26 protein-coding genes are annotated in these 24,780 nt (G+C 57.1%); 13 read left to right on the top strand and 13 right to left on the bottom strand.

Going from position 1 to position 24,780, the window contains the following annotated elements; all coding sequences use genetic code 11:
- Nucleotides 1–62 precede the first annotated feature (62 nt).
- Entirely contained in the window at nucleotides 63–911 is an 849-nt protein-coding gene (locus ADG881_RS16160) for a GAF domain-containing protein (protein ID WP_007150305.1), read from the top strand.
- A 25-nt stretch (nucleotides 912–936) separates the two neighbouring features.
- Here ADG881_RS16160 and ADG881_RS16155 read toward each other — a convergent pair whose 3' ends face one another.
- The 4 genes from ADG881_RS16155 to ADG881_RS16140 are packed head-to-tail and all read right to left on the bottom strand — an operon-like array spanning nucleotide 937 to nucleotide 4,562.
- Nucleotides 937–2,199 carry a HAMP domain-containing sensor histidine kinase gene (locus ADG881_RS16155; protein WP_007151100.1) on the bottom strand — a complete coding sequence of 421 codons (1,263 nt, stop codon included), beginning with the start codon at nucleotides 2,197–2,199 and terminating at the stop codon, nucleotides 937–939.
- Nucleotides 2,200–2,246: 47 nt separating this feature from the next.
- A complete protein-coding gene (locus tag ADG881_RS16150; protein ID WP_007149214.1) occupies nucleotides 2,247–3,263 on the bottom strand; it encodes a cyclopropane-fatty-acyl-phospholipid synthase family protein in 1,017 nt (338 codons plus the stop codon).
- Nucleotides 3,260–4,033 (bottom strand): DUF1295 domain-containing protein, encoded by a 774-nt coding sequence (locus ADG881_RS16145; protein WP_007149313.1) that lies wholly within the window; start codon nucleotides 4,031–4,033, stop codon nucleotides 3,260–3,262. The genes ADG881_RS16150 and ADG881_RS16145 overlap by 4 nt, the downstream gene beginning before the upstream one ends.
- Nucleotides 4,026–4,562 carry a DUF2878 domain-containing protein gene (locus ADG881_RS16140; RefSeq protein ID WP_007149750.1) on the bottom strand — a complete coding sequence of 179 codons (537 nt, stop codon included), beginning with the start codon at nucleotides 4,560–4,562 and terminating at the stop codon, nucleotides 4,026–4,028. The genes ADG881_RS16145 and ADG881_RS16140 overlap by 8 nt, the downstream gene beginning before the upstream one ends.
- A gap of 142 nt (nucleotides 4,563–4,704) precedes the next feature.
- Here ADG881_RS16140 and ADG881_RS16135 point away from each other — a divergent pair, with 142 nt between their 5' ends.
- From ADG881_RS16135 to ADG881_RS16120, 4 genes are all read left to right on the top strand, one after another.
- Nucleotides 4,705–5,259 carry a nuclear transport factor 2 family protein gene (locus ADG881_RS16135; protein ID WP_230457751.1) on the top strand — a complete coding sequence of 185 codons (555 nt, stop codon included), beginning with the start codon at nucleotides 4,705–4,707 and terminating at the stop codon, nucleotides 5,257–5,259.
- On the top strand, nucleotides 5,238–5,762 hold the full coding sequence (locus tag ADG881_RS16130; RefSeq protein ID WP_007151065.1) for a chalcone isomerase family protein: 525 nt from the start codon (nucleotides 5,238–5,240) through the stop codon (nucleotides 5,760–5,762). The genes ADG881_RS16135 and ADG881_RS16130 overlap by 22 nt, the downstream gene beginning before the upstream one ends.
- An 87-nt stretch (nucleotides 5,763–5,849) precedes the next feature.
- Nucleotides 5,850–6,644, top strand: a complete 795-nt coding sequence (locus ADG881_RS16125) for a GGDEF domain-containing protein (protein WP_007150492.1) — start codon at nucleotides 5,850–5,852, stop codon at nucleotides 6,642–6,644.
- A 243-nt stretch (nucleotides 6,645–6,887) separates the two neighbouring features.
- Entirely contained in the window at nucleotides 6,888–8,042 is a 1,155-nt protein-coding gene (locus ADG881_RS16120; RefSeq protein WP_007150491.1) for an OmpA family protein, read from the top strand.
- Between the two features lie 166 nt (nucleotides 8,043–8,208).
- Here ADG881_RS16120 and tadA read toward each other — a convergent pair whose 3' ends face one another.
- A complete protein-coding gene (tadA, locus tag ADG881_RS16115; RefSeq protein ID WP_007150869.1) occupies nucleotides 8,209–8,661 on the bottom strand; it encodes a tRNA adenosine(34) deaminase TadA in 453 nt (150 codons plus the stop codon).
- A gap of 178 nt (nucleotides 8,662–8,839) precedes the next feature.
- Here tadA and purT point away from each other — a divergent pair, with 178 nt between their 5' ends.
- Both purT and ADG881_RS16105 read left to right on the top strand, forming a co-directional pair.
- On the top strand, nucleotides 8,840–10,033 hold the full coding sequence (gene purT, locus ADG881_RS16110) for a formate-dependent phosphoribosylglycinamide formyltransferase (RefSeq protein WP_007149696.1): 1,194 nt from the start codon (nucleotides 8,840–8,842) through the stop codon (nucleotides 10,031–10,033).
- Nucleotides 10,034–10,059: 26 nt separating this feature from the next.
- Nucleotides 10,060–10,455, top strand: a complete 396-nt coding sequence (locus tag ADG881_RS16105) for a TM2 domain-containing protein (RefSeq protein ID WP_007151631.1) — start codon at nucleotides 10,060–10,062, stop codon at nucleotides 10,453–10,455.
- Nucleotides 10,456–10,567: 112 nt separating this feature from the next.
- Here ADG881_RS16105 and ADG881_RS16100 read toward each other — a convergent pair whose 3' ends face one another.
- The 3 genes from ADG881_RS16100 to ADG881_RS16090 all read right to left on the bottom strand — a co-directional run bounded on the left by ADG881_RS16100 (nucleotide 10,568) and on the right by ADG881_RS16090 (nucleotide 12,717).
- Complete coding sequence (locus tag ADG881_RS16100) at nucleotides 10,568–10,954, bottom strand: DoxX family protein (RefSeq protein ID WP_007149099.1); 387 nt, start codon at nucleotides 10,952–10,954, stop codon at nucleotides 10,568–10,570.
- A 119-nt stretch (nucleotides 10,955–11,073) separates the two neighbouring features.
- Nucleotides 11,074–11,448 carry a hypothetical protein gene (locus tag ADG881_RS16095; RefSeq protein ID WP_156790439.1) on the bottom strand — a complete coding sequence of 125 codons (375 nt, stop codon included), beginning with the start codon at nucleotides 11,446–11,448 and terminating at the stop codon, nucleotides 11,074–11,076.
- A gap of 9 nt (nucleotides 11,449–11,457) precedes the next feature.
- The gene (locus tag ADG881_RS16090) at nucleotides 11,458–12,717 is read right to left on the bottom strand and encodes a hypothetical protein (protein ID WP_007150521.1); all 1,260 of its coding nucleotides are present in this window, start codon (nucleotides 12,715–12,717) and stop codon (nucleotides 11,458–11,460) included.
- A 280-nt stretch (nucleotides 12,718–12,997) separates the two neighbouring features.
- Between ADG881_RS16090 and ADG881_RS16085 the strand changes: the two genes are divergently transcribed.
- Together ADG881_RS16085 and ADG881_RS16080 are read left to right on the top strand one after the other, a co-directional pair.
- A complete protein-coding gene (locus tag ADG881_RS16085; RefSeq protein WP_007151436.1) occupies nucleotides 12,998–14,128 on the top strand; it encodes a hypothetical protein in 1,131 nt (376 codons plus the stop codon).
- Complete coding sequence (locus ADG881_RS16080; protein WP_039926979.1) at nucleotides 14,128–15,018, top strand: hypothetical protein; 891 nt, start codon at nucleotides 14,128–14,130, stop codon at nucleotides 15,016–15,018. The genes ADG881_RS16085 and ADG881_RS16080 overlap by 1 nt, the downstream gene beginning before the upstream one ends.
- On the opposite strand, the gene ADG881_RS16075 is transcribed toward ADG881_RS16080, so the two are convergent.
- Together ADG881_RS16075 and ADG881_RS16070 are read right to left on the bottom strand one after the other, a co-directional pair.
- Nucleotides 15,019–15,936, bottom strand: a complete 918-nt coding sequence (locus ADG881_RS16075) for a LysR family transcriptional regulator (protein WP_007151201.1) — start codon at nucleotides 15,934–15,936, stop codon at nucleotides 15,019–15,021.
- Nucleotides 15,936–16,718, bottom strand: a complete 783-nt coding sequence (locus ADG881_RS16070; RefSeq protein WP_039926978.1) for a hypothetical protein — start codon at nucleotides 16,716–16,718, stop codon at nucleotides 15,936–15,938. Before ADG881_RS16070 ends, ADG881_RS16075 begins: the two co-directional genes overlap by 1 nt.
- 209 nt (nucleotides 16,719–16,927) lie before the next feature.
- Between ADG881_RS16070 and ADG881_RS16065 the strand changes: the two genes are divergently transcribed.
- Entirely contained in the window at nucleotides 16,928–17,956 is a 1,029-nt protein-coding gene (locus tag ADG881_RS16065) for a medium chain dehydrogenase/reductase family protein (protein WP_039926976.1), read from the top strand.
- A 175-nt stretch (nucleotides 17,957–18,131) separates the two neighbouring features.
- Complete coding sequence (locus ADG881_RS17285) at nucleotides 18,132–19,895, top strand: Ig-like domain-containing protein (protein ID WP_007149811.1); 1,764 nt, start codon at nucleotides 18,132–18,134, stop codon at nucleotides 19,893–19,895.
- Nucleotides 19,896–19,934: 39 nt separating this feature from the next.
- Here ADG881_RS17285 and ADG881_RS16055 read toward each other — a convergent pair whose 3' ends face one another.
- On the bottom strand, nucleotides 19,935–20,255 hold the full coding sequence (locus ADG881_RS16055) for a thioredoxin family protein (protein WP_007148925.1): 321 nt from the start codon (nucleotides 20,253–20,255) through the stop codon (nucleotides 19,935–19,937).
- A 124-nt stretch (nucleotides 20,256–20,379) separates the two neighbouring features.
- Here ADG881_RS16055 and ADG881_RS16050 point away from each other — a divergent pair, with 124 nt between their 5' ends.
- Complete coding sequence (locus ADG881_RS16050) at nucleotides 20,380–21,168, top strand: crotonase/enoyl-CoA hydratase family protein (RefSeq protein WP_007151606.1); 789 nt, start codon at nucleotides 20,380–20,382, stop codon at nucleotides 21,166–21,168.
- Nucleotides 21,169–21,456: 288 nt separating this feature from the next.
- The gene (locus tag ADG881_RS16045) at nucleotides 21,457–22,437 is read left to right on the top strand and encodes an IS110 family transposase (RefSeq protein WP_007149346.1); all 981 of its coding nucleotides are present in this window, start codon (nucleotides 21,457–21,459) and stop codon (nucleotides 22,435–22,437) included.
- A 108-nt stretch (nucleotides 22,438–22,545) separates the two neighbouring features.
- On the opposite strand, the gene ADG881_RS16040 is transcribed toward ADG881_RS16045, so the two are convergent.
- The gene (locus ADG881_RS16040; protein WP_369699531.1) at nucleotides 22,546–23,979 is read right to left on the bottom strand and encodes a DegQ family serine endoprotease; all 1,434 of its coding nucleotides are present in this window, start codon (nucleotides 23,977–23,979) and stop codon (nucleotides 22,546–22,548) included.
- A 122-nt stretch (nucleotides 23,980–24,101) separates the two neighbouring features.
- The gene (locus ADG881_RS16035) at nucleotides 24,102–24,773 is read right to left on the bottom strand and encodes a methyltransferase (protein WP_007151327.1); all 672 of its coding nucleotides are present in this window, start codon (nucleotides 24,771–24,773) and stop codon (nucleotides 24,102–24,104) included.
- Between the last annotated feature and the right edge of the window lie 7 nt (nucleotides 24,774–24,780).

The raw sequence follows: 24,780 nt of genomic DNA, 5'->3' as shown, positions 1-24,780 counted from the left end.
TGCGCACTTGCACATTGATAGGAACCCGGCTGAGAATAGGGAAAAAGCCATTTTCCCTATTTATGCCAGCCGACCAAACTGACACACCGTTAGCCAGCTATTCTTCCTGCCAGGAATTACTGGACGCCCACCTTGCCGAACTGCAACAGCGCTTCGGCATGGCCCTGTGGATGATCACCCGCCTGCGCGACGACGATCTGGTGATACTGCGTGCCCGCGACGATCACTATGGGCTGGCACAGGGTCACCGCCTGCAATGGCAAAAAAGCTACTGTGTCCGGATGGTGGAACTGGGCGCCCCCTGCATTGCCACCGATGCTCAGCATACCCCCAGCTACAACGATGTCCCCATCAACAGCGACCTGACCATCGGCGCCTACATCGGGTTGCCGCTTGTGGATCGGGACAACCAGCTGTTCGGCACCCTTTGCGCGCTGGATCCCAACCCTCAGGATCCGTCACTGGAGCAGGCTCTGCCCGCTTTGCAGCACGAAGCCCGCCTGATCGGTTTTCTGCTCAGTAATGCCCTGCAGGAAGCACAACAACAGCGGGTCAGCATTTTTGTGGAACACCCTGATCGCTGTGCCGATACCGGCCTGCCCGGAGAACAAGGCTGGGCGGACATCAAGGCACAGGAGCAACAGCACAGCCGGGATTTCGGCATGGAATCATCAACGCTCTACCTGCAAGCGCCAGAGGACAGCGACAGCATGATGATCGCCGATTCCCTGGCAGCGCTGCTGCGCGAGCAAGACAGCATCGCCCATCTGGGCAAAAACCATTTTGGTATTCTTCTGGCCGACACCAACGAAGAAAAAGCCCAGCGCGTGATTCATCGTATTCGCGACGCCCTGAACGCCAAGCAATTACTGGTGCGCATTGATCCTTCATCACAGGCTTCGGCGCAGTAACGTTAACGGTGTGCTGAAACGCGCCTCAGGAAAATTGCACCCGAACCTCGGTTCCCTTACCCGGCTCACTGGCAACCATCAGCTCCCAGTCATAGCGTTCACACAAGCGCTGCACAATGGCCAGCCCCAGGCCATGCCCCCCTTCCAGGCTTCCGCCGCGCTCAAAGGGTTGCAGCACCCGGGCCAGTTCATCCGCATCCATGCCCGCGCCATAATCCACAACCTGCACGGCCTTATCCATCACCACGATGGTGACATCACCAGAACCACTGTAGTTGATGGCATTGCGGACCAGGTTCGTCAGCACGATCGTGAGTGCCGCCTCCGGGCAGTTCACGCTCAGTAGCGCCGTCTGCCTGACCTGCAAGCGAATTTGCTTACGCTCGGCCAGCGGGTTCAGGCGTTCAATCAGGTTCACCGCCAGATCGTTGACGATCACATCCTCACTCTGCTGGCTGTGTTGCTCCGTGCGCGCCAGCATCAGCAATGTTTCCAGGGTCGCTTCCATGTCATCGACGGTATCATCCATACGCCGAATCAGAGGGCGGTCACCCACCTGTGTCACCAGTAATTCCAGATTGGCGCGAAACACTGCCAGTGGCGTGCGTAATTCATGGCTGGCATCGCGGGTAAACTGACGTTCACGCTCCACAAATGACACCAGCCGGTCGGCATAGCCATCCAGCGCCGCCACCAATACCGCCACTTCACTACCCGAATCCGCAGCAATGTCACTCAGGTCCGGGCGGGCCACACTGGGGTCATTCACCGGGGTATGCCGCAACGCATCAGAAAGCTGCACAAGAGGGGACAATAAATCGCGGGATTTTTTCCAACCGAGAAACGAGGTGATATAGATCACCAACAGCACACCGGTTAACGGCAGGATGCCAAACAGGAACGCCAGCACCGACACCCGTTTTTCATCAAAAATCAGATACAGCCGGGCGCCGTCGCGATGCTCGATATACACAATGGGCCGCTCACCGGCCAGATCCACACGCTGATAGCCATCGGGCAAATCCGCCAACACGTCAGGAACCGGGTCCTGCACCGCATCACTGCTCAGCAGGCCAAGCAGATGCCGGGTATTGGGACGCGGCTGGGTGGGATTTTCCTCCACCAACGACCAATAGTGGTCGGCTTCCTTGATCAGTGCCTGCTTGACCAGCACATGCTCGATGATATTGGCCGTCGCCCACACCCCCAGCACAGTGGCCAGGCTGATCAACAGCAATTGAACCAGATAGACGCGGGTAAGACGGTGCTGAACGCCGGTTTTTTTCATGCCTTGCTCGTTTTATGGCTATTCACCATGGCTCGCGAAAACAGCGCTCAATTCGCCACAGGCTTGGCGAAACGGTAGTGCGCAACGAACCACTCTTCGCCCCCACCATAGTTAAACAGCTCCGCACACGCCATGAAAAACATACGCCAGCGTTGCAGCCATACCTTCCCCTGTCCTTTACCGTAAAGGTCGTCCAGCAGCCGGGTCAGCGCGGCCTGTTTTTCATCGGCTAGTACCAGCCAGGCCTCCAGAGTGCGCGCATAGTGGGTGCCATTCACTGCCCAGCGCTGCTCCTCCTGAAGATCACCGGCACAATGTGGCAGCCAGTCATAGGCCGGCATCATGCCACCGGTAAAGAAGTACTTGGCCATCCAGTCCTTGCTGCCCTCGGTTTCGAACAGGTAGGTCAGATCACGATGGCAGAACACATGAATGAAAAGCTTGCCACCCGGCTTCAACCAATCATGAATACGCGACATCAGGGTTTTGTGATTACGCATGTGCTCGAACATTTCCACCGACACCACCCGATCATAGGGCTGCTGCGGCTGGTACACGGAAGCATCCGCAGTGATCACATCCACATTGCTCAGGCCCCGCTCTGCGGCACGGCCAAGAATAAAGGCCCGTTGGGATGACGAATTGGAAATCGCGGTAATCCGGCTGTTGGGATACTGCTGCGCCATCCATAATGTCAGCGATCCCCAGCCACAGCCCATTTCCAGCACGTCCTGGCCATCTTCCAGCTCTGCCCGCTCACAGGTCATTGCCAGCATGGTTCGTTCTGCGTCTTCCAGGGTGCTTGAGGCATTCGGCCAATAACCGCTGGAATATTTCAGATAGGGGCCCAGCACCTGCTCATAGAAACGGGCATCCACTTCATAGTGCTGCTCATTGGCCTCGTCCTGCCCCACCGCAACAGGCCCCTGTCGCAAGGCCTCTTCGAACGTCTGGCGGTTACTGCGTTGTTTTTCCTGTTCCAGGCGCTGCCCCAGCAGGCGGCGAATACCAAAACGCACCAATCCATCGGGCAACAGCCCGGATTCCGCCATTTGAATCATCATGATTTGGGTCTCCAGGGAAAGAACGCACTGGTTGTGCGCTGATAATCGCGGTAGTCATCGCCGCGGGATTTGAGCGCCTGCTTTTCGGTATAAGGAATCCCCGTGACGAACCACAGGAACACGAACATGGCCAGGGGCAATACCCACAGCCAACCCGCATGCGGCGCACCGATGGCAATCACCGGGTAACTGACCCAGTGCAACCACTCGCAGAAATAGTTGGGATGGCGACTGTAGCGCCAGAACCCTTCACGGCAGGTTTTGCCCTTGCTGTCCGGGCGCTTTTTGAAAGCTGCCAACTGTTTGTCTGCCAGCGCTTCCCCGGCGATGGCCAGCAATCCGATCGCAACGCCCAGCAGCACAAGGGGGGGCGCAAACTGATCCTGCTCGGCCACTACCCAGAAAGTAAGTGCAAAACCCCAGGCCAGTAGTGCCTGACCCCAGTAAAACACCAGAAACACCGGCTGCGCCTTACTGCCCAGCGCCTCGCGCATGGCGGCGTAACGGCCGTCCTCCGCGCTTTCCTGGCTAACCCGCTGAAAAATATGGCTCCCCAGACGCAATGACCACAACAATAACAGCACGCCTGCCGCCACACGGGGAACCAAGGCTCCGTTTCCGGTCACCAGAAAACTCATTCCGACAATGCCCACCGACCAGGCCCAGAACACATCCACCCAACCGGCGTTGCGTGTCTGGCGTTGTTGCAGCCACAGTACGGTGGACACAATCAGCAAGGCGATAAGCAACAAGTAATGGATTTCAGGCATGTTTGGTTCCCTGTTTTGTGATCGTCGCAACCTGCGCCAGCAACGGTACCGCTATCGCCCAACTGACACCGTAAACCATTGCCAGCAACAGCCAGCCCTGTGGCGCAGTCGCCGCCCCCAGGCGAATGCCCATGGTGACGGAAAACACGCCTCCCAGGGCGCCTAACAACGCGGCCAGTACCGGTCGGCCACACAGCCAATTCAAGCTATAGCGAAAACTCACCGCAAAGCCCAGCCACAACGTCCATACCCAATGTGGCGCCCACCAGTGTTGCTCCCAGTTGCGGTACTGCAATACCTCCGGCCGTAACCACAGCGGCTCCATCAACACACACAACAGGCCACCGGCAGCGATCAACAGCAGGTCCTGGCGCCACTGGCGTGTCAGCGCGACTTGCGCGACAACCATGACGCCCAGCACGCCCCAGGCCAGCACACTCACACCCTGCGCCGCCCCCAACACCGCGGCCGCCCAGAGCAACTGGAACGAAATGACGTTAACGATGACGGCGCGTGCATGAAGTCTCATCGCCTTACATTGCGGCATCCCTCGTCAAAGCGCTGTGAATCGTGGCGCAACGCCTGTTGCCAGCCCCACTCCTGACTTCAGCGTTTACAGCTTCACAACCGATTCACCACCCCCGCGCCAAAGTCAGCTTATGAATGCTCCCATGACATTATCGTTGTCACTGCTGCTGACGCTGCTATTAACCGCCTGCAGCAGTGCCCCCAAAGGCCCTTACGGGTATACCGACCGGTATCAACAGGCGCTCACGTCTGCCCCCAGCGGCCACCCGGTTGATTCAGCGACAATTGATCGCTTTATTGCGTTCTTCAACCCACTGGATGCCAGCACCATCCCTGCACAGATCGACACCCTCTATGCTGATCCCCTGTATTTCAACGACACCCTGGTCACGCTGACCGAGCGCGACCAGCTGGCAGAGCATTTACAAGCCACCGCCGAAGGGCTGAACAGCATGTCCCTGACCGTCAACCACATCATCAAAGACGGTAGCGATGTGTATCTGCGCTGGGTCATGGAGGCACGCTTCAGCCTGCTCGGCAGCGAACGTCTGTCTCGCACCATTGGCATCAGCCAGCTGCGTTTCAACGCGCAGGGGCAAGTCGTTTTTCAGCAGGATTTCTGGGACAGCAGCCAGGGCGTGGACCAGCATTTGCCCGTAATAGGACCGATGACACGATGGCTAAGAGAGCACGACTAACCCCGGCCGCGCTGCTACTGGCTGGTGCGGCAACTGCCGCACCAGGTTATGCCAACGCCAGCGACCAACCCTGGCAGGTTTGCACCCGCAGCGATGTGAAAGCCCTGCGCTTCATCACTGTGGGCGAAGCCACCCTGTCCCGGCACGACTGCCAGACCGACGACCTGCAGTCACCGCCGTTGCGGCTGACTTTCCGTTATTTTCGCGACGTTCCTGGCGATGCCTTTGCCAAAGCCGCACTGAACTTTCTGGAAAAAAACCTACAGGCAACGGAATTCAACCGGTACCAGGCCCGTTTCCAGGCATTCAACAGTCATTACCAGGACATCACCGATGGCGACGCCTACAGCCTGACCTATCGCGAAGACGGCCTGACCCTGGCCCTGAATAACCAGCCCCTTGCCAGCGAAACAGGCGCCACGTTTGCCCGCTACTACCTGCGTATCTGGTTTGGCGAAACGCCCTATTCCCAGTCGCTGAAGGAAAACCTGCTGGATCAATGACCTCCCCTGCCTGCTATTGCACGGCATGCACGCAAACGTGATACTGAGAGGCATAATAATCAGCACGTTTATTGGGGATTACCGAGCATGGCCAAGCTTTTTCATGTGGTAGCGACGTCCGCCAGACTGGTCAGTCGTAGCGACCGCCGTTCCGCCCTGAAAGGCACCGCCGTCATCACCTTGAGCTCCATTCTTGTCTCCCTCGTGCTTACCAGCATCGCCATCATGCTGGTGGGTGAACGCGACTGGCTGTCACCCCTGGTACTTGCCGCCCTGCTCCCTCTGTTACTGGTGGCCCCGCCACTTTATCTATTCAGCTGCCGATTGATCGCACTGGACCGGTACAACCATCAGCTGCAGCAGCTGGCCCGCGAGGATCACCTCACCGGCCTTTTCAACCGCCCCCATCTGCTGGGCATGTTGGAGCGGGAGCTGGCCCTTAGCCAGCGACACAATTACACCGTCTCTATCCTGCTCATTGAAATCGAGGATTTTACCCAGCTGCTGGATAGCTACGGCCGCCACACAGGGGAAAAAGCGCTTCGTCTGTTTGCCGACTGCATTCGTGAAAAAATCCGGGAAAGTGATCTTTTTGGTCGGTTTGATGGGGCCCAGTTCCTGCTGGTACTTCCCCACACCAATTTTGATGATGCCGCCCGCATGGGTGAGGGCTTGAAGGCCCTGGCTGGCAATCTCAAGCTTTCCAGCCCGGGCACTGCCGCACAGCCCGAGGAAGCGGTTACCGTATGCGCCCGTATCGGGGTCGCCAGCACAGAAAACAGTGGACGCAGCCTCAACCCGCTACTTAACGAAGCGGACTACGCGCTTTACCAGAATCGCAACGAAGGACGTGAAAAAACGTCGCCGCCAGCGCTTTCCTGAACAGCCATCAACCGGCGACGTGACCAGCCTAAGCCCGCCCTAGTATTAAGGGCCCACCAAACCTTACCCCGTTAATACTTTCACACTACAACATTACAAAAAAGTGTCTTCCCGCTACCAAATAAATTCCATATTTGTAAATTTTTTTATTAATCTCTGTAGTGAGGATTTACATGGGAGACAGGCTAGCCAACACTGGCACCGTGTTTGATCTGCCTACTGAATAAGACAAGGAAGGAGCTTATGAACGCTAAACGCTTTTTAGCGGCGAGCATTGCTTGCGCATCGGTCACCGCGACCACCACTGTCATTGCTGACGAGATCCCCGAACAGTACTTCTACTTCGGTGGGCACATCAGCGAAAACTGGCTGGATGTGGGCGACCACATTGACCAAAACACCAGCGAAAACGAAGTTACCCTTCCCGGTGCCCAAATGGGTTACCGTTTCAACCGTGACTGGTCTGTTCAAGGTTGGTGGGAGCGTAACAACTCCAACACCGATCTGCTTGGCGACGCGGACATCAACATTGCTCACGGCGCTATCCGCAAACACTTTGCCGGCAACTCCGCATTCGAACCCTACGTGGGTATCGGTGCCGGTGAGTTCCGCACCGAGCCGAACAGCGACAGCTCCAACGATTTCAAAGAAACCATCGGTACGCTGGAAACCGGTTTTCAAACCATGCTGCACCCGCATTTCCTCTTGGACGTGGGCGCTCGCCCTTACTATAGCTTCCGCACCGAACGCTGGGATGCAGAAGTCTATGCAGGCCTGAACTTCATCATTGGCGGTTCCAGCGAGAAAGAAGAGCCGGCGCCGGTTGAAAATGTCGTTTCCGACAGCGACGGCGATGGTGTACCGGACGAGCGTGATCAGTGCGCCAACACCCCGGCAGGCGCTCAAGTGGATGCGACGGGTTGTGAGCTGGACGACGATAACGACAGCATCGTCAACAGCATGGACGAATGTCCCAACACTCCGGCCGGTGCACTGGTTGACGACAAAGGTTGTCAGAAGTACCTGGACAAGGACGTAAAAGAGACCCTGTACGTTGAATTCGGCCACGACAAAGCCGAAGTTCGTCAGACCTCTTACCCGTCTCTGGAAAACCTGGCCGAAGGTATGCGTCAGTACCCGTCCGCCAACCTGGTACTGGAAGGTCACACTGACAGCACCGGTTCTGCGGCTTACAACAAGAAACTGTCCCAGCAGCGTGCAGATGCTGTGAAGACCGTACTTGTTGATCACTACAACGTAAGCGCGGACCGCATCACCACCGTAGGTTACGGCGAAGAGAAGCCCATCGCTGACAACAAGACCAGCGAAGGCCGCGCCGAGAACCGTCGCGTGGAAACCATCATGAAAGCCACCACCAAGGAAGCGCAATTCCAGTAAGGAATCACGCTGACTGAAAAAAGGGCCGGTTTTTACCGGCCCTTTTTTTGTGCCGCGCTGCGGCCGCAACACGCTTCACGCGGGCATGCAACACGCTAAAAACGTGGCGGCCATCCGCGTTGTGGGAACGAAGCCGCTAACCGGTTTCGCTCAATCTCACCTATCGCTACTTTTTCCGGCGTTCAGCAAAAAAACCTTTGAGCAGTAGCGCACTCTCTTCTGCCAACACGCCCCCCTCCACGTCCATCCGATGATTGTAGAAATCCACCGACGGCAGTTGTAGCTGGCTTTCGCACACCCCTGCACGCGGCTCACTGGCGCCATACACAAGCCTGCCGATACGCGCATGAACCATGGCACCAAAACACATGGTGCACGGTTCCAGGGTGACATAGAGCGTACTGCCACTAAGCCGGTAATTACGCTCCGCTTGCGCAGCGCTACGCATGGCCACTATTTCCGCATGGGCGCTGGGGTCGCTGGCGATAATGGGCTGGTTATACCCTTTACCCAGTAACCGGTTATCCCGGACAACCAGGGCACCCACCGGCACTTCCCCGTTATCTGCAGCCTGGCGCGCCAGGGCCAGGGCTTGCTGCATCCAGTATTGATCGTCCACCCGCTCTCCTTATCCTGTCTCCAGGCCCGCAAATGCGCGCTTGGCACCGCACAGGCGAAGTGTACCGCAAGCCCTACCTGCACAGAACGTGGCGCTCCATTCCCGACGACGCCGTCAGCCGCTGGCACCGGCTCCGCTTTTCATTACAATCAGGGCACCGAACATATTGAGACCTGTTATGACTGTCATTGGCACCCCTTTCACCGACAACGCCACCCGCGTCATGCTGCTGGGCTCCGGCGAGCTGGGCCGCGAAGTCGCCCTGGAATTGATTCGCTATGGCTGCGAAGTCATCGCTGTAGACCGCTACGCCCATGCCCCCGCCATGCAGGTGGCGCAACACAGCCATGTCATCAACATGCTCGATGGCGCCGCCTTGCGGGCACTGGTCGAACAGGAGAAACCGGCACTGATCGTTCCGGAAATCGAGGCCATTGCCACCGATGAACTGGTCAAACTCGAAGAGGAAGGCTATACCGTGGTGCCCACTGCCCGGGCAACCCAATTGACCATGAACCGCGAAGGCATCCGCTGTCTGGCCGCTGAAGAGCTGTCACTGCCTACGTCCCCTTATCGCTTTGCCGATAACGAAGCAGACTATCAACAGGCCGTACGCGAAATTGGGTTTCCCTGCGTGGTGAAACCGGTCATGAGTTCGTCTGGCAAGGGGCAAAGCACGTTAAAGAACGACGACGACGTTCTACCCGCCTGGGAATACGCGCAATCCGGCGGCCGCGCCGGCCAGGGTCGGGTCATCGTGGAAGGCTTTGTGGACTTCGACTACGAAATCACCCTGCTGACGGTTCGCCACAAGGCCGGCAACGAAATAAAGACCAGCTATTGTGCACCCATCGGCCACCGGCAGGAGAACGGCGACTACCAGGAATCCTGGCAACCCCAACCCATGAGCGAAGCCGCCTTGCAGGGCTCCCGCGAGGTGGCGCTGGCGATTACCGATGCATTGGGCGGCCAGGGCATCTTTGGGGTCGAGTTATTTATCAAGGGAGACAAGGTGTACTTCAGCGAAGTCTCACCCCGCCCCCACGACACCGGCCTGGTAACACTGATATCCCAGACCCTTTCCGAATTCGCCCTGCATGCCCGGGCCATTCTCGGCCTGCCTGTGCCGGCGATCGAGCAACGGGGCCCTTCAGCGTCATCCGTGCTACTGGTACAGGGCCAATCAGCGGCCATGCGTTACCGTGGCCTGGACACCGCCCTTGCCGACACGGATACCGAAGTGCGCCTGTTCGGCAAGCCGGACATCAACGGCAGCCGCCGCCTGGGTGTAGCGCTGGCCAAAGCTGACAGCATTGAAGCCGCACGCAATAAGGCAAACACCGCCAGCGCTGCACTCAACGTCGACCTGTAATCCCTACTAACAACAAGGAATCGCACATGCAGAATCAGGACACGCACAGCAAGGTGATCGGTTACTTACTCTGGATTTTCGGATTCATGGGCGCTCACCGTTTTTACTATGGCCGCCAACTCACCGGCACGCTCTGGTTTTTTACTCTCGGGTTGTTCTTCATCGGCTGGATCATCGACCTGTTCCTGATCCCCGGCATGGACGACGCGGCCGACACACGCTATGAAGCCGGTAGCGTCGATTACAATATCGGCTGGATTCTGCTCACCTTTCTCGGCATTTTCGGCATCCACCGCTTCTACATGGGCAAGGTCATCACCGGTATTGTCTACCTGCTGACTGCCGGGCTGTTCGGGCTGGGGATTCTCTATGATTTCTGGACACTGAACGGCCAGATCACAGAGAAGAATCGTCTGGTCTAATGCATTTCGAGGCCTGATACCAAAAGCCCGATGCCTGACGAAGAAAAGAACGGACGAAACCGTCTTATCTTTTAGCGTCCTGCATCGGGCTTGTAGTCATACAGCGTATTAATCAGTTCTTCATGGCGTACTTGCCGGCCCCCAGAAAGACCAGCGCGGCAGCGGTGAACAGATAGAACGCCTGCAACTCGATTGCCCAGCCGCCAGTGTTACTCAGGCTGAACAGTTCGCCCATATGGGCCAGAACCAGGGCGACCAGCATATTGCCGACAATCAGCGCGGCGCCAATCCGGGTCTGATAACCCACAATCACCATCACCGGCGCAATGACTTCGCCAATGAATACCCCATAGGCAAGAAACCCCGGCAAATGGTGTTCCGCCAGGACACCTGAAATCCAGCCAACGCCAGCATGCAGTTTGTGCACACCGTGTAGCAGCATCATCAGCCCCAACGACAGACGTAAAATCAACTTCCCTATATCCGGGTTATTCAGCATGGGCAAACTCCATCCGTTGCGCTTTCCGAAGAGGCCATTCTTCCCGTTATTTCTGCAAAAGAAAAGGCCGCCCAAGGGGCGGCCAGAATGGTACAAAAGTACAATTACCAAGGTCTGCGCTAGGTCGGCGTCCCCGTTACTCGGTAAATGTGGTTATCGTTCATGCTGCTGAACAGGGCGTCCTTTATCTTGCGCACTGCATACACCCGCTGCGCCTCGATACTGGCATCCTGCACGCTTTCGGCGATCAGTGCGGCAGCCACCGTACTGTTACCGTTCACGCCATTGATCTGGACCTGCAGGTTCTGTTCTCCGGCCCCGGTGCGGCCCTGAACATCCACTCGGACCAGCCCTTGGTTGACGATAGTGCCGGCACCGCGCCAAACATCAGCAAAGTCGATGGCATTAATGGCAAGCCGGGCATCATGCCCCTGGTTTGCATTCATGTTGCCAAACGCATTATTAATATTGCCCATACGTTGTACTTGTAGCATAGCCGACTCCTAGCGGGGGTTAACCACCCAGTTAGTACCCAGACCAATCACCGTGCCCCAGTTACTGCTGGAGGTGCAGGTAATGGTTTCGCCATCCACTTTCACCGTGCCCTTATCGCTGTCGGAACCACCAGCGCCACCAAACTCAAACGGTCCGATGAAGAAGCCACCTTCACCGCGAATGGTTTCAGTCACTTGCTGGGCAAACTCGGAACCGGCATTGATAGTGATGGTTGGGCGATAACCAACGATCATCTGTGACACGATACGTGCCAGGTTGCCGCCCTTACCAAAGTAATAGGCATCGTCGCCGTTTTTGAAACCGGAACGACCCGGCATGAACGGACCATTCAGGTAGTTGGCCGGCATGGCCGCGTTAAACCAGTTGCCCGGGGTCACCGTGACGATGGAGACATCTTCAAAGGCAAAGCTGATGTCGTACTGGCTGGAGAAGTGTTCTGTCGACACTTTCTTGTATTCGCCCCCGGCTTCAAAGCCAAAGAAATCGAACAGCCCGCCCAGTTCTGTTTCACCATAGACGGTGCTGTCTGACCATTGCTTGGTGGAGGAATCCAGAGAGAAGGTTTTGGCAGAGCCGGCGGTAGCGGATCCACCAAAGTTGTTACCGGTAATCCGGTTAACATAGTCCCAGGGCGTTTCACTGATTTGAAACGCCGACTGGTCTTTCACCGGGTTACCATCCTGCCCCATCACCGTCACCAGGTTATCGTCATAACGTTTGGTCGCGTCCTTGATCGGGCCTTGCAGCTTCTGCAAGTATTCCGTGTAATTGCTGTTGGCTTCCTTGAGTTGTGATTTTGCCTGATTCAACTGCGATGCGGATGCCAGCCCTTCGTTGGCCAACCAGTCATCGAATGACTCGCTGCTGCTGGTCTGCTGTTTGAAGTTCTGATAAGCCACATTCACGCTGGACTGGATCTGAAACAGGTTGTGCGAGGCATCCGATATCTTCTGCTGCAACGCCTGACCTTCTTCACCGCCATCGGCCATCAGGCAGTTCAGAAACATGCGGTACTGGTCGCCGAATCCCTGCTTCATGCCATAAGTATTCGGGTCCACCTGCGGGCTGGCGGGCACAATATTGAGAAACTGTACTTGCTGATACGGCAGCGAGCCCATCGGCGGGTTCTTGCCACCCCAGTTCCACGGGGTCGGCCCGGTCAACATTTGCGGTACGCCTTCGATCTTGATCTGATCCTGGAAGGCGGTCATGAATTGTCCCCAAAGCGTTTTCGTCATATCGCTCATAATCATTCTCCTGATGATATTTTTTATCGGGCATTTCCATGCCTCACGATGTGCCATTTGGCGCAATCAGTATCAGAGCGAAATATCAGCGTTGGGAAATTATGGATGGTGATGAAATCCATCATCACAGATGCATTATCCGCGATGATCACAACCATCATTAACGATAATGAATCGGGGAAAAATTACCGGGTAGGATGGAGACTACCCGGCAACCAGGGAAGCGATCCACAGCGTACCTTGGGGGGAGCCGGCAATAAAAAGAGAACAAGGACGATTCATGAGCCTCGACGCATCTCTGGTACCCGAGACCCTGCTCAACGCGCAACGCATCATGGCGCTACCTGAAAACCCCGATCATCTGCCTGCGGTGGACTGGAAGAACCTGGGCGCTCCGGATAGCCGGATCCCTCATACTGAAACAGCCACAAACCACCAACCCGATTCTCCCTTACCCAAAGCCGACGTGGTCGTGATGACCTGGACCCTGGCAGAGTGGGCCGCCATGAATCAGGTACTCACCAACCGGCGTGATCCACTCACACCGGATCAGTTGCACAGCCATGAATGGCAGGAAGGCTGGCTGTCTTACCAACGCGACTACTACCAGATTTATCAATATATGGTGGATGTCTCCAAGACCTTCCAGGGCGGCGCGCCTTCGTTGTACAACGAAAGCTGGGGCAGCTTCCGCCAGGTCCGCATCGGCGACTTAAACGTCTTGCTGGTCAAATCCGGCATGCACCTGGCCCAGGATGGCAGCCAGCTACCGCTAATACGTTTTGTTGAACAGATCTGCCAGGAAGCCCGACCCTCATTGCTGTTGTCCATCGGTACCGGCGGCGGCGTACGCAGCGAAGACGCCCTGGGCAGCGCCTTGATTACCAACCAGGCCTATTTCCATTGCCTGAAACACTTTGCCAATGCCCGTTTTAATCACAGCACGGTGACGTCCACCTGGCAGCCAGATAACCGTTATCTGTCCCTGGCCCAGAAAGCAGTACTCCAGACTCGTGGGCCACAGATCCTGCCAGTGAGCCCACAGTACCCCGCCGGTTCCCACATTGACCCTGACCCGGCCGCCGCTCAACTGAAAGTGGTCACGGAACAGCCCATCATCACCACCGACACCTTCCTGTTCGGCACCACCGATAACGGCCTGGAAAAGCTGGGTTGCCTGGTGGAAATGGACGATGCCGTGGTCGGCATGGCATGCCAGCAACAAAAAATCGCTTTCGGCTTTGTGCGCAATGTGTCCGACCCGGTTATCAATGGCGCCCTGCCCGCCTCACTGCAGGACAGCTGGGCCGGTTACATCTACCGGGAGCAGGGCCTCTACACCAGTTACAACGGCGCACTGGCCACCTGGGCCTTGCTGGCCGCCGAAGCTGACCGAAAGGAGAAAGGATAATGAGTACAGCAATTCAATGGTTTTCCGCGTGTGCCCAGGAACAACGGGACCGGGTCACCCTGACGCCACTGGCACCCTTCAGCGGCGAACAGATTCTGGGCAACGCCAGCAGCCTGTGTGCACGTGGCAGCGAGCTGTTCATCAGCCAGCACAATGGCATGCTGTCCATGGTTCTGGTGGATGAAAAAACACATACCTTTAGCCCCATTATCGAGCTGGATGCGGAGAAACCGTATCAACAACTCAGCCCTTTTATGCTGGGTAACCAACTGCATCTTCTCGCCTACAACGATTCAGACGGTATTTTTGATTTCTTCCGCGTGATGCCCGACCACTTCGCGCACCAATGTCGCTTCCAGAAAACCTACGGTGACATTACCGCCGGATTTAGCACCGTACATGCCTTTGCTTACAGGGATAGCTGCCAGTTCATGGCCTACAATAAAAGCACCGGCACCAGCCGCCTTTATCAACTCACTGTACCTCCCAACACCCCGCTTGGCGTGGACATGACCTGGCAAAAGGAATGGGCAAAAGGCTGGGAGAATTTCAGTTTTTTCACGTTGGGCGGGGAGAATTTCTTCTTCAAGATGAACCCACGCTACAACGCGGTGAACATCGACCATTACATGGACGATCCCTCCCAGGGATCGCACCCGGTGGGCACCAAGCTCCCCTTGTCCATGGACACCACGCAGACCGCTACGGTTGCCCTGCAGGAAGGACCCGGCTTTATTGCCTATGAGACCGGTAATGGCCAGCTCACCGTTAATCGTTTTCACACGGACTGCCAGGGCTGGACCTGTCAGGCCAAACAGGCGGTGAACGCGGGAAGCAGTCGGCTGCTGGTAATCAACAGCATACAGGGGCCATTAATCGCACTGATCTGATCAGTGTGTCATGTCGAAAAACCAGTCGATTACCTGTTCCACCCGGGATGGGTAATCGTGGCCTTTAATGGTGGTGATATAGATATTGTTCATCAGTGGCTTGCCCGTTTCCACGCGATGAAGGGTCCCGTCTTCCAGCTGTGAAGCAACGCAATGGCTGGGCAGAACAGCAACACCCAGGCCGCCCACCACCATATCAATGGCACCGTGAATCGAGTTAATTTCCCCGGCATAGGTCAACGAATAGGCATTCAGGTTACAGCGCTCCGGCAGAGCATGCTTGAGCCAGCGATCATAGTAATACCCTGAGCCTGGATAATTGATAAATGCCTGCTCCAGTATCACGCTTTCGCTGGGCCGTTTGCCATCAGACGGATCACGGCTTACCAGCACATATTCTTCCTGGCAGAACAGCCGGTACTCCAGCAACGGGTGATCATTTTTTTCCGTCACAAAACCAAAATCGGCCCGGTCATCCAGCACCATCTGCACCACATCCTGGGTGGAGGTAAGGGAAATTTTCAGCTCGATATCCGGGTGTGCAAGGCGTCGCTCCAGCAACATGGGAAAGTGCGGCGACATCAGGCAACTGGGCGGCATTGCATAGGACACCAGCCCCACAATTCGGGTTTCCATGGCATGCACTTCATCCATGAACTGCTGGGTGGTGAGCATCTGGTGGCGAATGTACTGGGTCAGCGCATCGCCCGCATCGGTGAGCACCACCTTCTTGCCGATCCGCTTGAACAAGGTGACCCCAATCTGCTCTTCCAGCTTGGCAATATGCTGGCTCACCCCGGATTGCGTCATGTGAGCCCGCGTGGCCGCGTGGGTAAAACTGCGCGTTTCTGCTGCTGCCATAAAGGCCTTGAAAAGACGCGTGTCCAGCAAGGTGAAATCCCGGTTGGAGAACCCCATCAGCCGGTCTCCTCCGACGGCGCAGACACCGCGAGACGCGTGGCGAACTGCAGATTCAGGCTATCGCCTGCCTGCACGTGCAGCCCGGCATAGCGAGCAAAGGGGGAAGGTGGCACAGAGCAAGGCACGGATTCGCTCAGCAACGCTCGTTCGCCCAGCCCCTCGGCCAGCGGTTGCGGGTTCCTTGTCCAAAGCGACCAACAGACACAGAGATCATCGTCCAGGTACAGGAACACGCCAGACAGCCCTGTGGGCAATACCTCCCGCAAGCCCGTAAAGCGGTTACAGACCGCGCCCCGGAATACCTCTGGCGTCTGCTCTGTACGCACCATCACTTCGCTGATGACCCGCCCGGATTGCCAGCTCTCACCGTGATCAAGAACCTGCATGGCCCCGGTCTGGGAGGGGTCACCGCGAAACTGCGCCGGGAATGCACTGTGGCTCGCCGGCCGGCCCGCCTCTGTACTGAAACTGAAAACCGTACTGTGCAGCGATGCATAGGCACGCCCGCCACAGCTTTCATGGCACGCCGACTCGTAGGTCGCCTGGTCCGGGTAAAACACCAGGGCAATTTCGTCAGGCACCACCGCATGGCGGCTGGTCGGTACGATGGAAGGAATATAGGCCTGTAATCCCAACGGCCCCATAAACTGAACCGTGGCCGGAATAAAAATCTGGCCAAGCTGGTCATACAGTTTCTGCCGATGCGGAGCCGGAGCCAGTGTCGGCAAGGCATAGCCCAGCCAGACGCGCACCGCTCGTCCCTGTGGCGACGTTTCCATGTCGTTATTCTCCTTGTTGTCCGCCGGCAATCGGCTGACATAGATCCAGGGTAAAGACTGACATGAAGAAACCTAGGCAACAAGATGAATATGCAACGTATGACTCCCATTCTGCGGAGAGCTTGAACAAGCCCAGCCCCTGAATCCCACACGCATTGAGCCCCAGCCTGCGGCACCGCATACTGAACGTTTCACCGTCGGAAACCACCATGCCAAAGGTAACGGTTTGGGAAACGCCCAAGGCAGGCAGCTTGGCCAATCTGGTTCAAAAACAGCGGCCATTGCCTCCTCTGTCCGCCGGGCACCTCCGGGTGCAGGTTCATGCCGTGGGGCTGAATTTTGCAGATATTTTCGCCCTTACCGGTCTTTACTCCGCAACCCCGGAAGGGGCCTTCATTCCCGGGCTGGAATTTGCCGGCACGGTCATCGGCACAGGCTCTGACACCGACAATACCGACAGCGCCTTCCAGATTGGCGACCGGGTGATGGGCGTCACCCGCTTCGGCGGTTATTGCTCCATTATTGATAGTGAACCGGATTACCTGATCCCCCTGCCCGACGACTGGAGCTTCGCTCAGGGCGCCGCCTTCCCGGCCCAGACCCTCACCGCCTGGTATGCTCTGACCACCCTCGGCGCCATCCAGCCGGAGCAGCGTGTGCTGATTCACAGCGCCGCCGGCGGAGTCGGCCTGCAGGCCATGAAACTGGCGACACTGCTGGGCGCCAACCCTGTTGGAACGGTAGGCAGCCCCGACAAAGCCGCGATGCTGCAGGAAATGGGTTTTGAGAATGTGCTGGTACGCCAACCGGATTTTTCCCGACAACTCACCGAAACCGGCCACCGTTTCGATCTGGTGCTCGACGCCATCGGCGGCACCGTCCAACAAGCCAGCTTTGCCGCACTCAAGCCGATGGGGCGTTTGGTGGTTTTCGGCGCTGCGGAATTCACCCCCACCGGCAACCGTCCCAACTACCTCAAAGCTGCCTGGCGCTACCTGCGCCGCCCCCGCTATGACGTTATGGATATGATCAGCAGCAACCGGTCGGTGATGGCCTTCAATCTGATCTGGCTATGGGAACAGAAAGCCAGCATGAAGGCCTTGCTCAGCGAACTACAGACCATTGCCCTGCCCCCACCCCATGTGGGCCATCGCTTTGCCTTCGACGATGCCCAGACGGCATTGGCGCTACTGCAATCGGGGAGATCGGTGGGCAAGGTGGTGCTCGAACGTTTGTGACACCAACAGCTCTGAATTTCTGCCCTCTTTAAACTGCCACAACGATCACACCCTCTGACATTAACGTGATGGCCTACAGCATTGTCCGATATATCGCACATTCCCGGCCCTGGCGATTCCTATACTCCTTGTGACACCGGTATCAAACCAGACCAAGACCACACAAGGGGGAACGATGAAACTGACGTTAATGAGCCTTTTGCCTTGCATTCTGGCGCCCGCAGTTGCCACAGCAGGAAGTGCAATTCACCTCAACAGCGAACCAGGGGATTATATTGGAGGCGGGATTACGCAAACTCTCTCTGACAGTACCGGAACCATCAGCCTGGATTACACACAATCCCAGCTGACCCTGGGATACGAAGATACGAACACCGACCTGGACATGGTTTTTTCTTCACCGGACAACCAGGTACTGGAAGAAGAGCACTATTTGAATGCACAACGAAATGCCTTTAAAGGTGCCTTGCGAGCAGGCCTTTCCGTCTCCATGGATCACCGCGGTTGCAACACCATTGACGGTGACTTCTTCATTCATGAACTGGATCTCGCAGCAGCGAATCCGGTCATAGCACTGGACTTCGTACAGTACTGCGGCAATAACGATGCCCCACTGAACGGTAGCATCCGCATCAACTCCACCCTGCCAGAAAATTTACCGCATCCCGTTGCGGTTATTGAGCGCCCCATGCGCCAGCTCACTGACGACATCCATGTAACCCTGTCTGCCGAAAAATCCTATTCCGATAGCGGTGTTATTGCCGGCTACCAGTGGGAGCAATTGAATGGCCCGGCCATTACGTTGACGAACACGAACAGCGCAACACCATCTTTTACCGTTCCTTCCCTGCCCCTGGATGGCGAAGAGCTCACACTAAAACTCACCGTCACTGACAGCCTTGGGCAAAACAACTCCCAAACACTAACGCTTCCACTGGTGAGTAAAAGTGCGCCATTAACCTATATGCAGATTAACAGCCCTGAAGGTGACTATATCGGGCAAGGCGAACAGCTGTACTTCGATGATGCTTTCAGCACCTTCAACTCCAGCATTAACTACGACAATGGAGTGTCCGTACACATTGATGATGGCGATAACTGGCGGGCCGATTTTGCCGCGCCCTACAACGCGGCGTTACAACCTGGCAACTATCAGGCCGAGCGCTTCCCCTTCCAGAGCGATGGCCTTGGTGGACTCAGCATTTCCGGCGACGGCCGAGGGTGCAACACGATTTCCGGTGGCTTTACCGTTCATTCCATTGAACAACAGGAAGACCAGGTCGACAGCTTCATGGCCAGTTTTTCCCAGCACTGTGGAGGCACTCAGAACCCTGCCCTCCTGGGAACCATTGCGCTTAATGCTCGCCACCCCAGCGTCCCGACAGCCAATGCTGGCCCTGGATTCTCAACAGGCCAGAACCAGACGTTCACCCTGCACGGGCAATTTTCCTCCGACGACAGCAACATCGCAGAATATCAATGGACACTGGATCAACCTGATATTGATATTACCGGCGCAGACCAGGCCGTGGCACAGTTTGAAACGCCCAACCTTGGTGCCAATGACGATGACATCATCATAACGGCGACGCTGACCGTGACAGATGACGAAGGGTTTAAAGACCAGGACTCCACCACAATCACCGTCTCCTACCAAAACAGTGCCCCCCAGGCCAATAACGACAATCTCTCTATCGGCTATTGGGGCTGGCAGTACCTGAGCCCACTGGAAAACGATACCGATGCGGAAAACAACATCGATCCAGCGTCTCTTGAGATTACACAAGGCCCGAGTCGGGGCTACGTAGAGAATCTTGGAGATGGCCAGCTACGGTATTTTCCCTTCTTCTTTGGCAATAAAACTGACTCGATTACATATCGGGTGAAGGATCAGGCGGGCGCCTGGTCCAACACGGCCATCATCACGCTTAGCCACTAAGTCACACGGCGGGGCCCTGCCCCGCCATCTTGCTCGCGTTCAACAGCTGCGAAGAAACTCCTTCAGATCTTTCTCACTCTCCGGCCGGACAATACGCCCGGTTTCTTCACCGTCCCTGATCAGAATCAACGTCGGCCAGAGCTTAACCCGGAAACTACGCCCCAAGGGCCTTCCCGGCCCATCCGCTATTTTTATATGCGGAAGCTCGCGGTGCTCCGCAAGCGCCGCTTCGATATCCGGCTGGGCCGCAATGCAGTAACCACACCAGTTGGCGCCGAATTCAAGCAGTCTCAACCCGTCACTCTGATCCAGCTGCTCGCGGGTAATGCTCTCATCTTCGTACTCACGCACATACGCCATCACCGTCTCCAACAAACTCGCCCGCTACCGGCAGACATACCGGCAAGTCTTATGCTTAGATGTTCCCACCTGTAGAGAACCCCACTGTAATGATTCCCCTGTGGCAGACAACCAAGGTGACCTTGTGAGCGACCCGGTTTTAACAGAACAACGCGACGGCCTTTATATCATCACCCTGAATCGCCCGGAAAAACGCAACGCCGTCGACCGGCCCACCGCCGATGCGCTGCGTGCGGCCTTCGACCACTTCGAGCAGGACCCGACTCTGCATGTGGCCATTCTCCATGGCGCTGGCGGTAATTTCTGTGCCGGGGCCGACCTGTCGGCCATGGGCGACCCGGCACTGCGAAATGAGGTGGAAGCCACAGGAACAGGCCCCGGCCCCATGGGGCCGTCGCGCATGCTGTTAAGCAAACCGGTAATCGCCGCCGTATCCGGCTACGCGGTAGCAGGAGGACTTGAACTGGCCCTGTTCTGCGATCTGCGCGTGATGGAGGACACCGCCACCTTCGGCGTATTCTGCCGGCGCTGGGGAGTGCCTCTGATTGATGGCGGCACCGTCCGCCTGCCCCGCCTGATCGGGCATAGCCGCGCCATGGACATGATTCTCACCGGCCGTCCGGTTAACGCGGAAGAAGCTCTGCAGATTGGCCTCGCCAATCGGGTAGCCCCGGAAGGCAAAGCCCTGGACGAAGCCATCACCCTGGCCCGCCAGATCGCCGCCTTTCCACAACGCTGTCTGCGTGCAGACCGGCTATCCGCCTACCAGCAATGGGATAAGGACCAGGAAACCGCCCTACGTGACGAAGGTGCCGGAGGGTTCCCGGTAGTGTTTGAAGAAGCCCTGGCCGGCGCAGAACGCTTCGCAAAAGGCGCAGGCCGCCATGGAAGCTTTGAAAAAGATGACACGTAAAGCGTCTTAAAGTAGGTCGGATTAGGCGTAGCCGTAATCCGACAATCGGCTTTATTTCGGGCTACGCAACAACCCTGTCGGCTTACGGCTACGCTTAAGTCGACCTTGTGTCTCTCCGGCGGAAGGATTTGCTACCCTTTCGCCACTGCTGGCGGGCAACCCGTAGTCGACCTGAGGCCCTGAGCCTGTGATGTAGATAGGTCCCGCCAGCATTTCTCTCAAAACTTGAACGGTATCCGAGCCCGCCGTTGACCGGATGAGGCTGCACGAACAAGGAGAAGTGGAGAGATGGCTACCATCGGTATTGATGTCAGTAAGAAAAAGCTCGATCTATGCTGGTTGCGTGATGCACAGGCCGGCAAGGTAAAAACCCGGGTATTTCCCAATGCCCACGATCACTATCCCGCGCTGCTGGCTTGGTTGCTCAAACAAACCAACGAGGAGGCAGGCGACCTCCAAGTGTATCTGGAAGCGACGGGCATCTATCACGAACCCCTGGCGTACTGGCTGCACCAATCTGGCGTGACGGTCTACGTGCTGAACCCTGCGCGCGTGCGTTATTACGCCCGCTCCTTGGGCGATCAAGGCAAGAGTGACAAGAAAGACAGCAAACGGATCGCTTATTTTGCGCAGGCCAACCCTGAGCTGACACCTTGGCAGCCTGAGCCAGAGGAAGTGCGAACCCTCAGGCAGCTAGCCAAACGCCTGGAGACTGTGCAGAAGGACATTCAGCGCGAACAGAACCGGTTAGAAAAGGCGCAGTTCAACCGTGACACGCAAGCGGAGCACTCGATTACGCATGTGCTGGCGTTGCTGCGACGGGAGGCCAAAAGGCTGATCAAGGAAGTGGATGATCATATTGATCGCCATGACGGCCTTAAGCGCGACAGGCGCTTGCTGGAAAGCATTCCGGGTATCGGCGAGGTGCTGTCGGTGCATTTACTGGTGACGCTGCGATCAAGGCGCTTCAAAAGCGGCCGACAAGTGGCAGCCTTCATGGGTCTAGTGCCGGTGGAGTGGACCTCGGGCAGTTCGGTCAGGCACGCACCGCGACTCTCGAAAAATGGAGGTCCAGCCTTGCGGCAGAAATTGTATATGGGTGCCGTTGTGGCGATGCAGCATAACCCCAGCATCCGGCGGCAATATCAACGGCTGTGTGCTGCAGGCAAACGAAAGATGTCAGCACTGGGCGCGGCGATGAGAAAACTGGTGCACATTGCTTATGGCGTGCTGGCACACCAGAAAGAATATGAACCACAACCCACTTGAGAGGGGTTGTGGCTCATTGGGAGAGACGGTATCTACGAAAACTGGAACGCCCACAAAAAAGCCGGCAATTAATGCCGGCTTTTTGATACAGCTTATATGGTTAGTCGATCAACGTACCACCACAAAGAACACACCGCCGTTGCGGTTAACCCGCAGCAACAGAGCCGCTTCTTTATCGTTCACGGCCTTGCGTAACTCGTCCATGGTGTCCACGTCCTGGCGGTTCACGTTAATGATCACGTCACCATTACGCAGCCCGGCGCGCCAGGCCGGGGAGCCTCGCTCTACTTCATCCACCAGCACGCCGGCGTCGGCATGTTGCAGCTCGCCCTTGCGCAGGTCGCGCAGGTTGGCGCCTTCCAGGAATTTGGAGACAGCCTCACCGCCAGCGGTTTCCCGTGATGACTCACTGATCACGGCGGTGACGTCTTTTTTCTTGCCATCACGCAGGATGCTCAGCTCGACCTTCTCACCGACCGGCGCCATGCCCACCTTGTTACGCAGGTCGGCCGCGCGGTTTACCGGTCGACCGTCCACGGCGGTAACTACATCACCGCTCTTCAGGCCCGCTTTCTCTGCCGCACTGTCTTCCACCACCTGAGTGATCACCACGCCGCGCTGGCGCTCAACACCAAAGGCTTCCGCCAACTCCGCCGTCAGGTCCTGAATGGTGACACCGAGCATGCCACGGCGCACTTCACCGTGTTCGATAAGCTGCTGCATCACGTTCTCGGCCATCTCGGTGGGGATGGCAAAGCCGATGCCCACATTGCCACCGGCCGGCGCCAGAATCGCCGTATTGATACCGACCAGCTCACCACGCAGGTTGACCAGTGCCCCACCGGAGTTGCCCGGATTAATGGACGCATCGGTCTGGATAAAGCTTTCATAGCCTTCAATGCCCAGGCCTGTGCGACCCAACGCGGAAACGATGCCGCTAGTCACCGTCTGGCCGAGCCCGAAGGGGTTACCAATGGCGACCACAAAATCGCCAACCCGCAGACCGGTGGAATCGGCAATGGCAATTTGGGTAAGTCGGTCCGACTCTTCCAGCTTCAGTACCGCCAGATCCACTTCCTCATCCACACCCACCAGTTCCGCTGACAGTTCACGGCCATCGGTAAGGGTGACTTCGATATTGTCCGCGTTCTTGACCACATGGGCGTTGGTCAGCACATAGCCTTCAGCAGCATCCACAATTACCCCGGAGCCGGCACTGGCAGCGCGGCGCTCAGAGGGCCGCTGGCGTTCCGGCATGTCGAAAAAGCGACGAAAGAAAGGATCATTCATCAACGGATTGCGCGCCGCCCGTACCCGGGTTTCGATGGCAATATTCACCACCGCCGGCGAGGTTTTTTCCAGCATGGGCGCCAGCGAGGGAAGCGCGTCCCCTTCTGCCGTGACAGCAGGCAAGGCAGCCTGAACCGGGGAAAAGGCAACGCATAACAGCGTCAGCACCCAGACGACGGGAAGGATTGGTTTTTTTTGCGTAGACAACGTTTTTTCAAACAACGGTTGTTCCTCCTGTTTCAAGGAAAACATCATCGATAAAAGGGATGATGGGCTAAAAGTCCAGTACCGGATGCCACCCAGAAATGCCCGGCCCCCAATCGCTGGTACCGGGGATTGGGCGTCACCCACTTTTTTCTGACCAGCGCAAGCGTCTACGGTTCCGAAGCAAACAGACGAACGCCGTTATACTCCCGCGATTCCCCCAGATCCGGCCAGGTACAGGACTGCCACTCCCCTAGCAGTCGGTAGCCCGGAGGGTTCAGGTCCGGTACCCGGGAATCCGCCAACAGCACCGCACCCGCGGCCTGGAACCGGGCCAGTAACGGCAGGTTATCGCGGTCATAGAGAATATCTGCCGCCGTCACCAGGTCCGCCTCTGCCAAGGCGGAGTCCAGATCATTGCTCAGTACCACCTCGACGCCGTTCTCCCGGGCGTTCACGGCCGTGGCGGTGAGCGCATCCTCGTCCAGATCACAGGCGATGACCTTGCGTGCCCCAGCCAGGGCCGCAGCAATGGCAACCACTCCGGAACCCGGTCCCACATCCACCACACAGCGCCCGGCTACCTGCTCGGGATTGTCCAGCAGATACTGCGCCAGCACCTGCCCGGACGCCCAGCAGAACGACCAGTACGGCGGCTCTTCCATGATCGCATTGACAATTTCCGGGTCCAACGCCTGCTCCGGAAACAACTCGTCCAGCAGCCACAGGCGCAGGCCGGGGGTTTGCGGCAAAGCCTGGCAAGACAGGGACACCGCCGGCAATACGCGATGGAGCCGCTCGTGCAAGGCGTTGAGGCCTACTTTTTCCTGTTCTGTTGTCATACTCTAG

The organism is Alcanivorax sp. DG881 (assembly GCF_000155615.1).
Taxonomy (GTDB): domain Bacteria; phylum Pseudomonadota; class Gammaproteobacteria; order Pseudomonadales; family Alcanivoracaceae; genus Alcanivorax.
Note: the sequence above shows the minus strand (reverse complement) of the source record. Positions and strands in the feature narration are given on the sequence as shown.

What these genes read in the sequence shown, in the direction of transcription:
- ADG881_RS16045 (WP_007149346.1), top strand. Translation starts at nt 21,457, where the DNA reads ATGGCTACCATCGGTATTGATGTCAGTAAGAAAAAGCTCGATCTATGC.
- ADG881_RS17285 (WP_007149811.1), top strand. Translation starts at nt 18,132, where the DNA reads ATGAAACTGACGTTAATGAGCCTTTTGCCTTGCATTCTGGCGCCCGCA.
- ADG881_RS16095 (WP_156790439.1), bottom strand. Translation starts at nt 11,448, where the DNA reads ATGCTACAAGTACAACGTATGGGCAATATTAATAATGCGTTTGGCAAC.
- ADG881_RS16145 (WP_007149313.1), bottom strand. Translation starts at nt 4,033, where the DNA reads ATGCCTGAAATCCATTACTTGTTGCTTATCGCCTTGCTGATTGTGTCC.
- ADG881_RS16080 (WP_039926979.1), top strand. Translation starts at nt 14,128, where the DNA reads ATGAGTACAGCAATTCAATGGTTTTCCGCGTGTGCCCAGGAACAACGG.
- ADG881_RS16065 (WP_039926976.1), top strand. Translation starts at nt 16,928, where the DNA reads ATGCCAAAGGTAACGGTTTGGGAAACGCCCAAGGCAGGCAGCTTGGCC.
- ADG881_RS16105 (WP_007151631.1), top strand. Translation starts at nt 10,060, where the DNA reads ATGCAGAATCAGGACACGCACAGCAAGGTGATCGGTTACTTACTCTGG.
- ADG881_RS16090 (WP_007150521.1), bottom strand. Translation starts at nt 12,717, where the DNA reads ATGAGCGATATGACGAAAACGCTTTGGGGACAATTCATGACCGCCTTC.
- ADG881_RS16130 (WP_007151065.1), top strand. Translation starts at nt 5,238, where the DNA reads ATGGCTAAGAGAGCACGACTAACCCCGGCCGCGCTGCTACTGGCTGGT.
- ADG881_RS16150 (WP_007149214.1), bottom strand. Translation starts at nt 3,263, where the DNA reads ATGATGATTCAAATGGCGGAATCCGGGCTGTTGCCCGATGGATTGGTG.
- ADG881_RS16155 (WP_007151100.1), bottom strand. Translation starts at nt 2,199, where the DNA reads ATGAAAAAAACCGGCGTTCAGCACCGTCTTACCCGCGTCTATCTGGTT.
- ADG881_RS16140 (WP_007149750.1), bottom strand. Translation starts at nt 4,562, where the DNA reads ATGAGACTTCATGCACGCGCCGTCATCGTTAACGTCATTTCGTTCCAG.
- ADG881_RS16070 (WP_039926978.1), bottom strand. Translation starts at nt 16,718, where the DNA reads ATGGAAACGTCGCCACAGGGACGAGCGGTGCGCGTCTGGCTGGGCTAT.
- ADG881_RS16055 (WP_007148925.1), bottom strand. Translation starts at nt 20,255, where the DNA reads ATGGCGTATGTGCGTGAGTACGAAGATGAGAGCATTACCCGCGAGCAG.
- ADG881_RS16100 (WP_007149099.1), bottom strand. Translation starts at nt 10,954, where the DNA reads ATGCTGAATAACCCGGATATAGGGAAGTTGATTTTACGTCTGTCGTTG.
- ADG881_RS16085 (WP_007151436.1), top strand. Translation starts at nt 12,998, where the DNA reads ATGAGCCTCGACGCATCTCTGGTACCCGAGACCCTGCTCAACGCGCAA.
- ADG881_RS16125 (WP_007150492.1), top strand. Translation starts at nt 5,850, where the DNA reads ATGGCCAAGCTTTTTCATGTGGTAGCGACGTCCGCCAGACTGGTCAGT.
- purT (WP_007149696.1), top strand. Translation starts at nt 8,840, where the DNA reads ATGACTGTCATTGGCACCCCTTTCACCGACAACGCCACCCGCGTCATG.
- ADG881_RS16160 (WP_007150305.1), top strand. Translation starts at nt 63, where the DNA reads ATGCCAGCCGACCAAACTGACACACCGTTAGCCAGCTATTCTTCCTGC.
- ADG881_RS16075 (WP_007151201.1), bottom strand. Translation starts at nt 15,936, where the DNA reads ATGGGGTTCTCCAACCGGGATTTCACCTTGCTGGACACGCGTCTTTTC.
- ADG881_RS16135 (WP_230457751.1), top strand. Translation starts at nt 4,705, where the DNA reads ATGACATTATCGTTGTCACTGCTGCTGACGCTGCTATTAACCGCCTGC.
- ADG881_RS16120 (WP_007150491.1), top strand. Translation starts at nt 6,888, where the DNA reads ATGAACGCTAAACGCTTTTTAGCGGCGAGCATTGCTTGCGCATCGGTC.
- ADG881_RS16035 (WP_007151327.1), bottom strand. Translation starts at nt 24,773, where the DNA reads ATGACAACAGAACAGGAAAAAGTAGGCCTCAACGCCTTGCACGAGCGG.
- ADG881_RS16040 (WP_369699531.1), bottom strand. Translation starts at nt 23,979, where the DNA reads ATGTTTTCCTTGAAACAGGAGGAACAACCGTTGTTTGAAAAAACGTTG.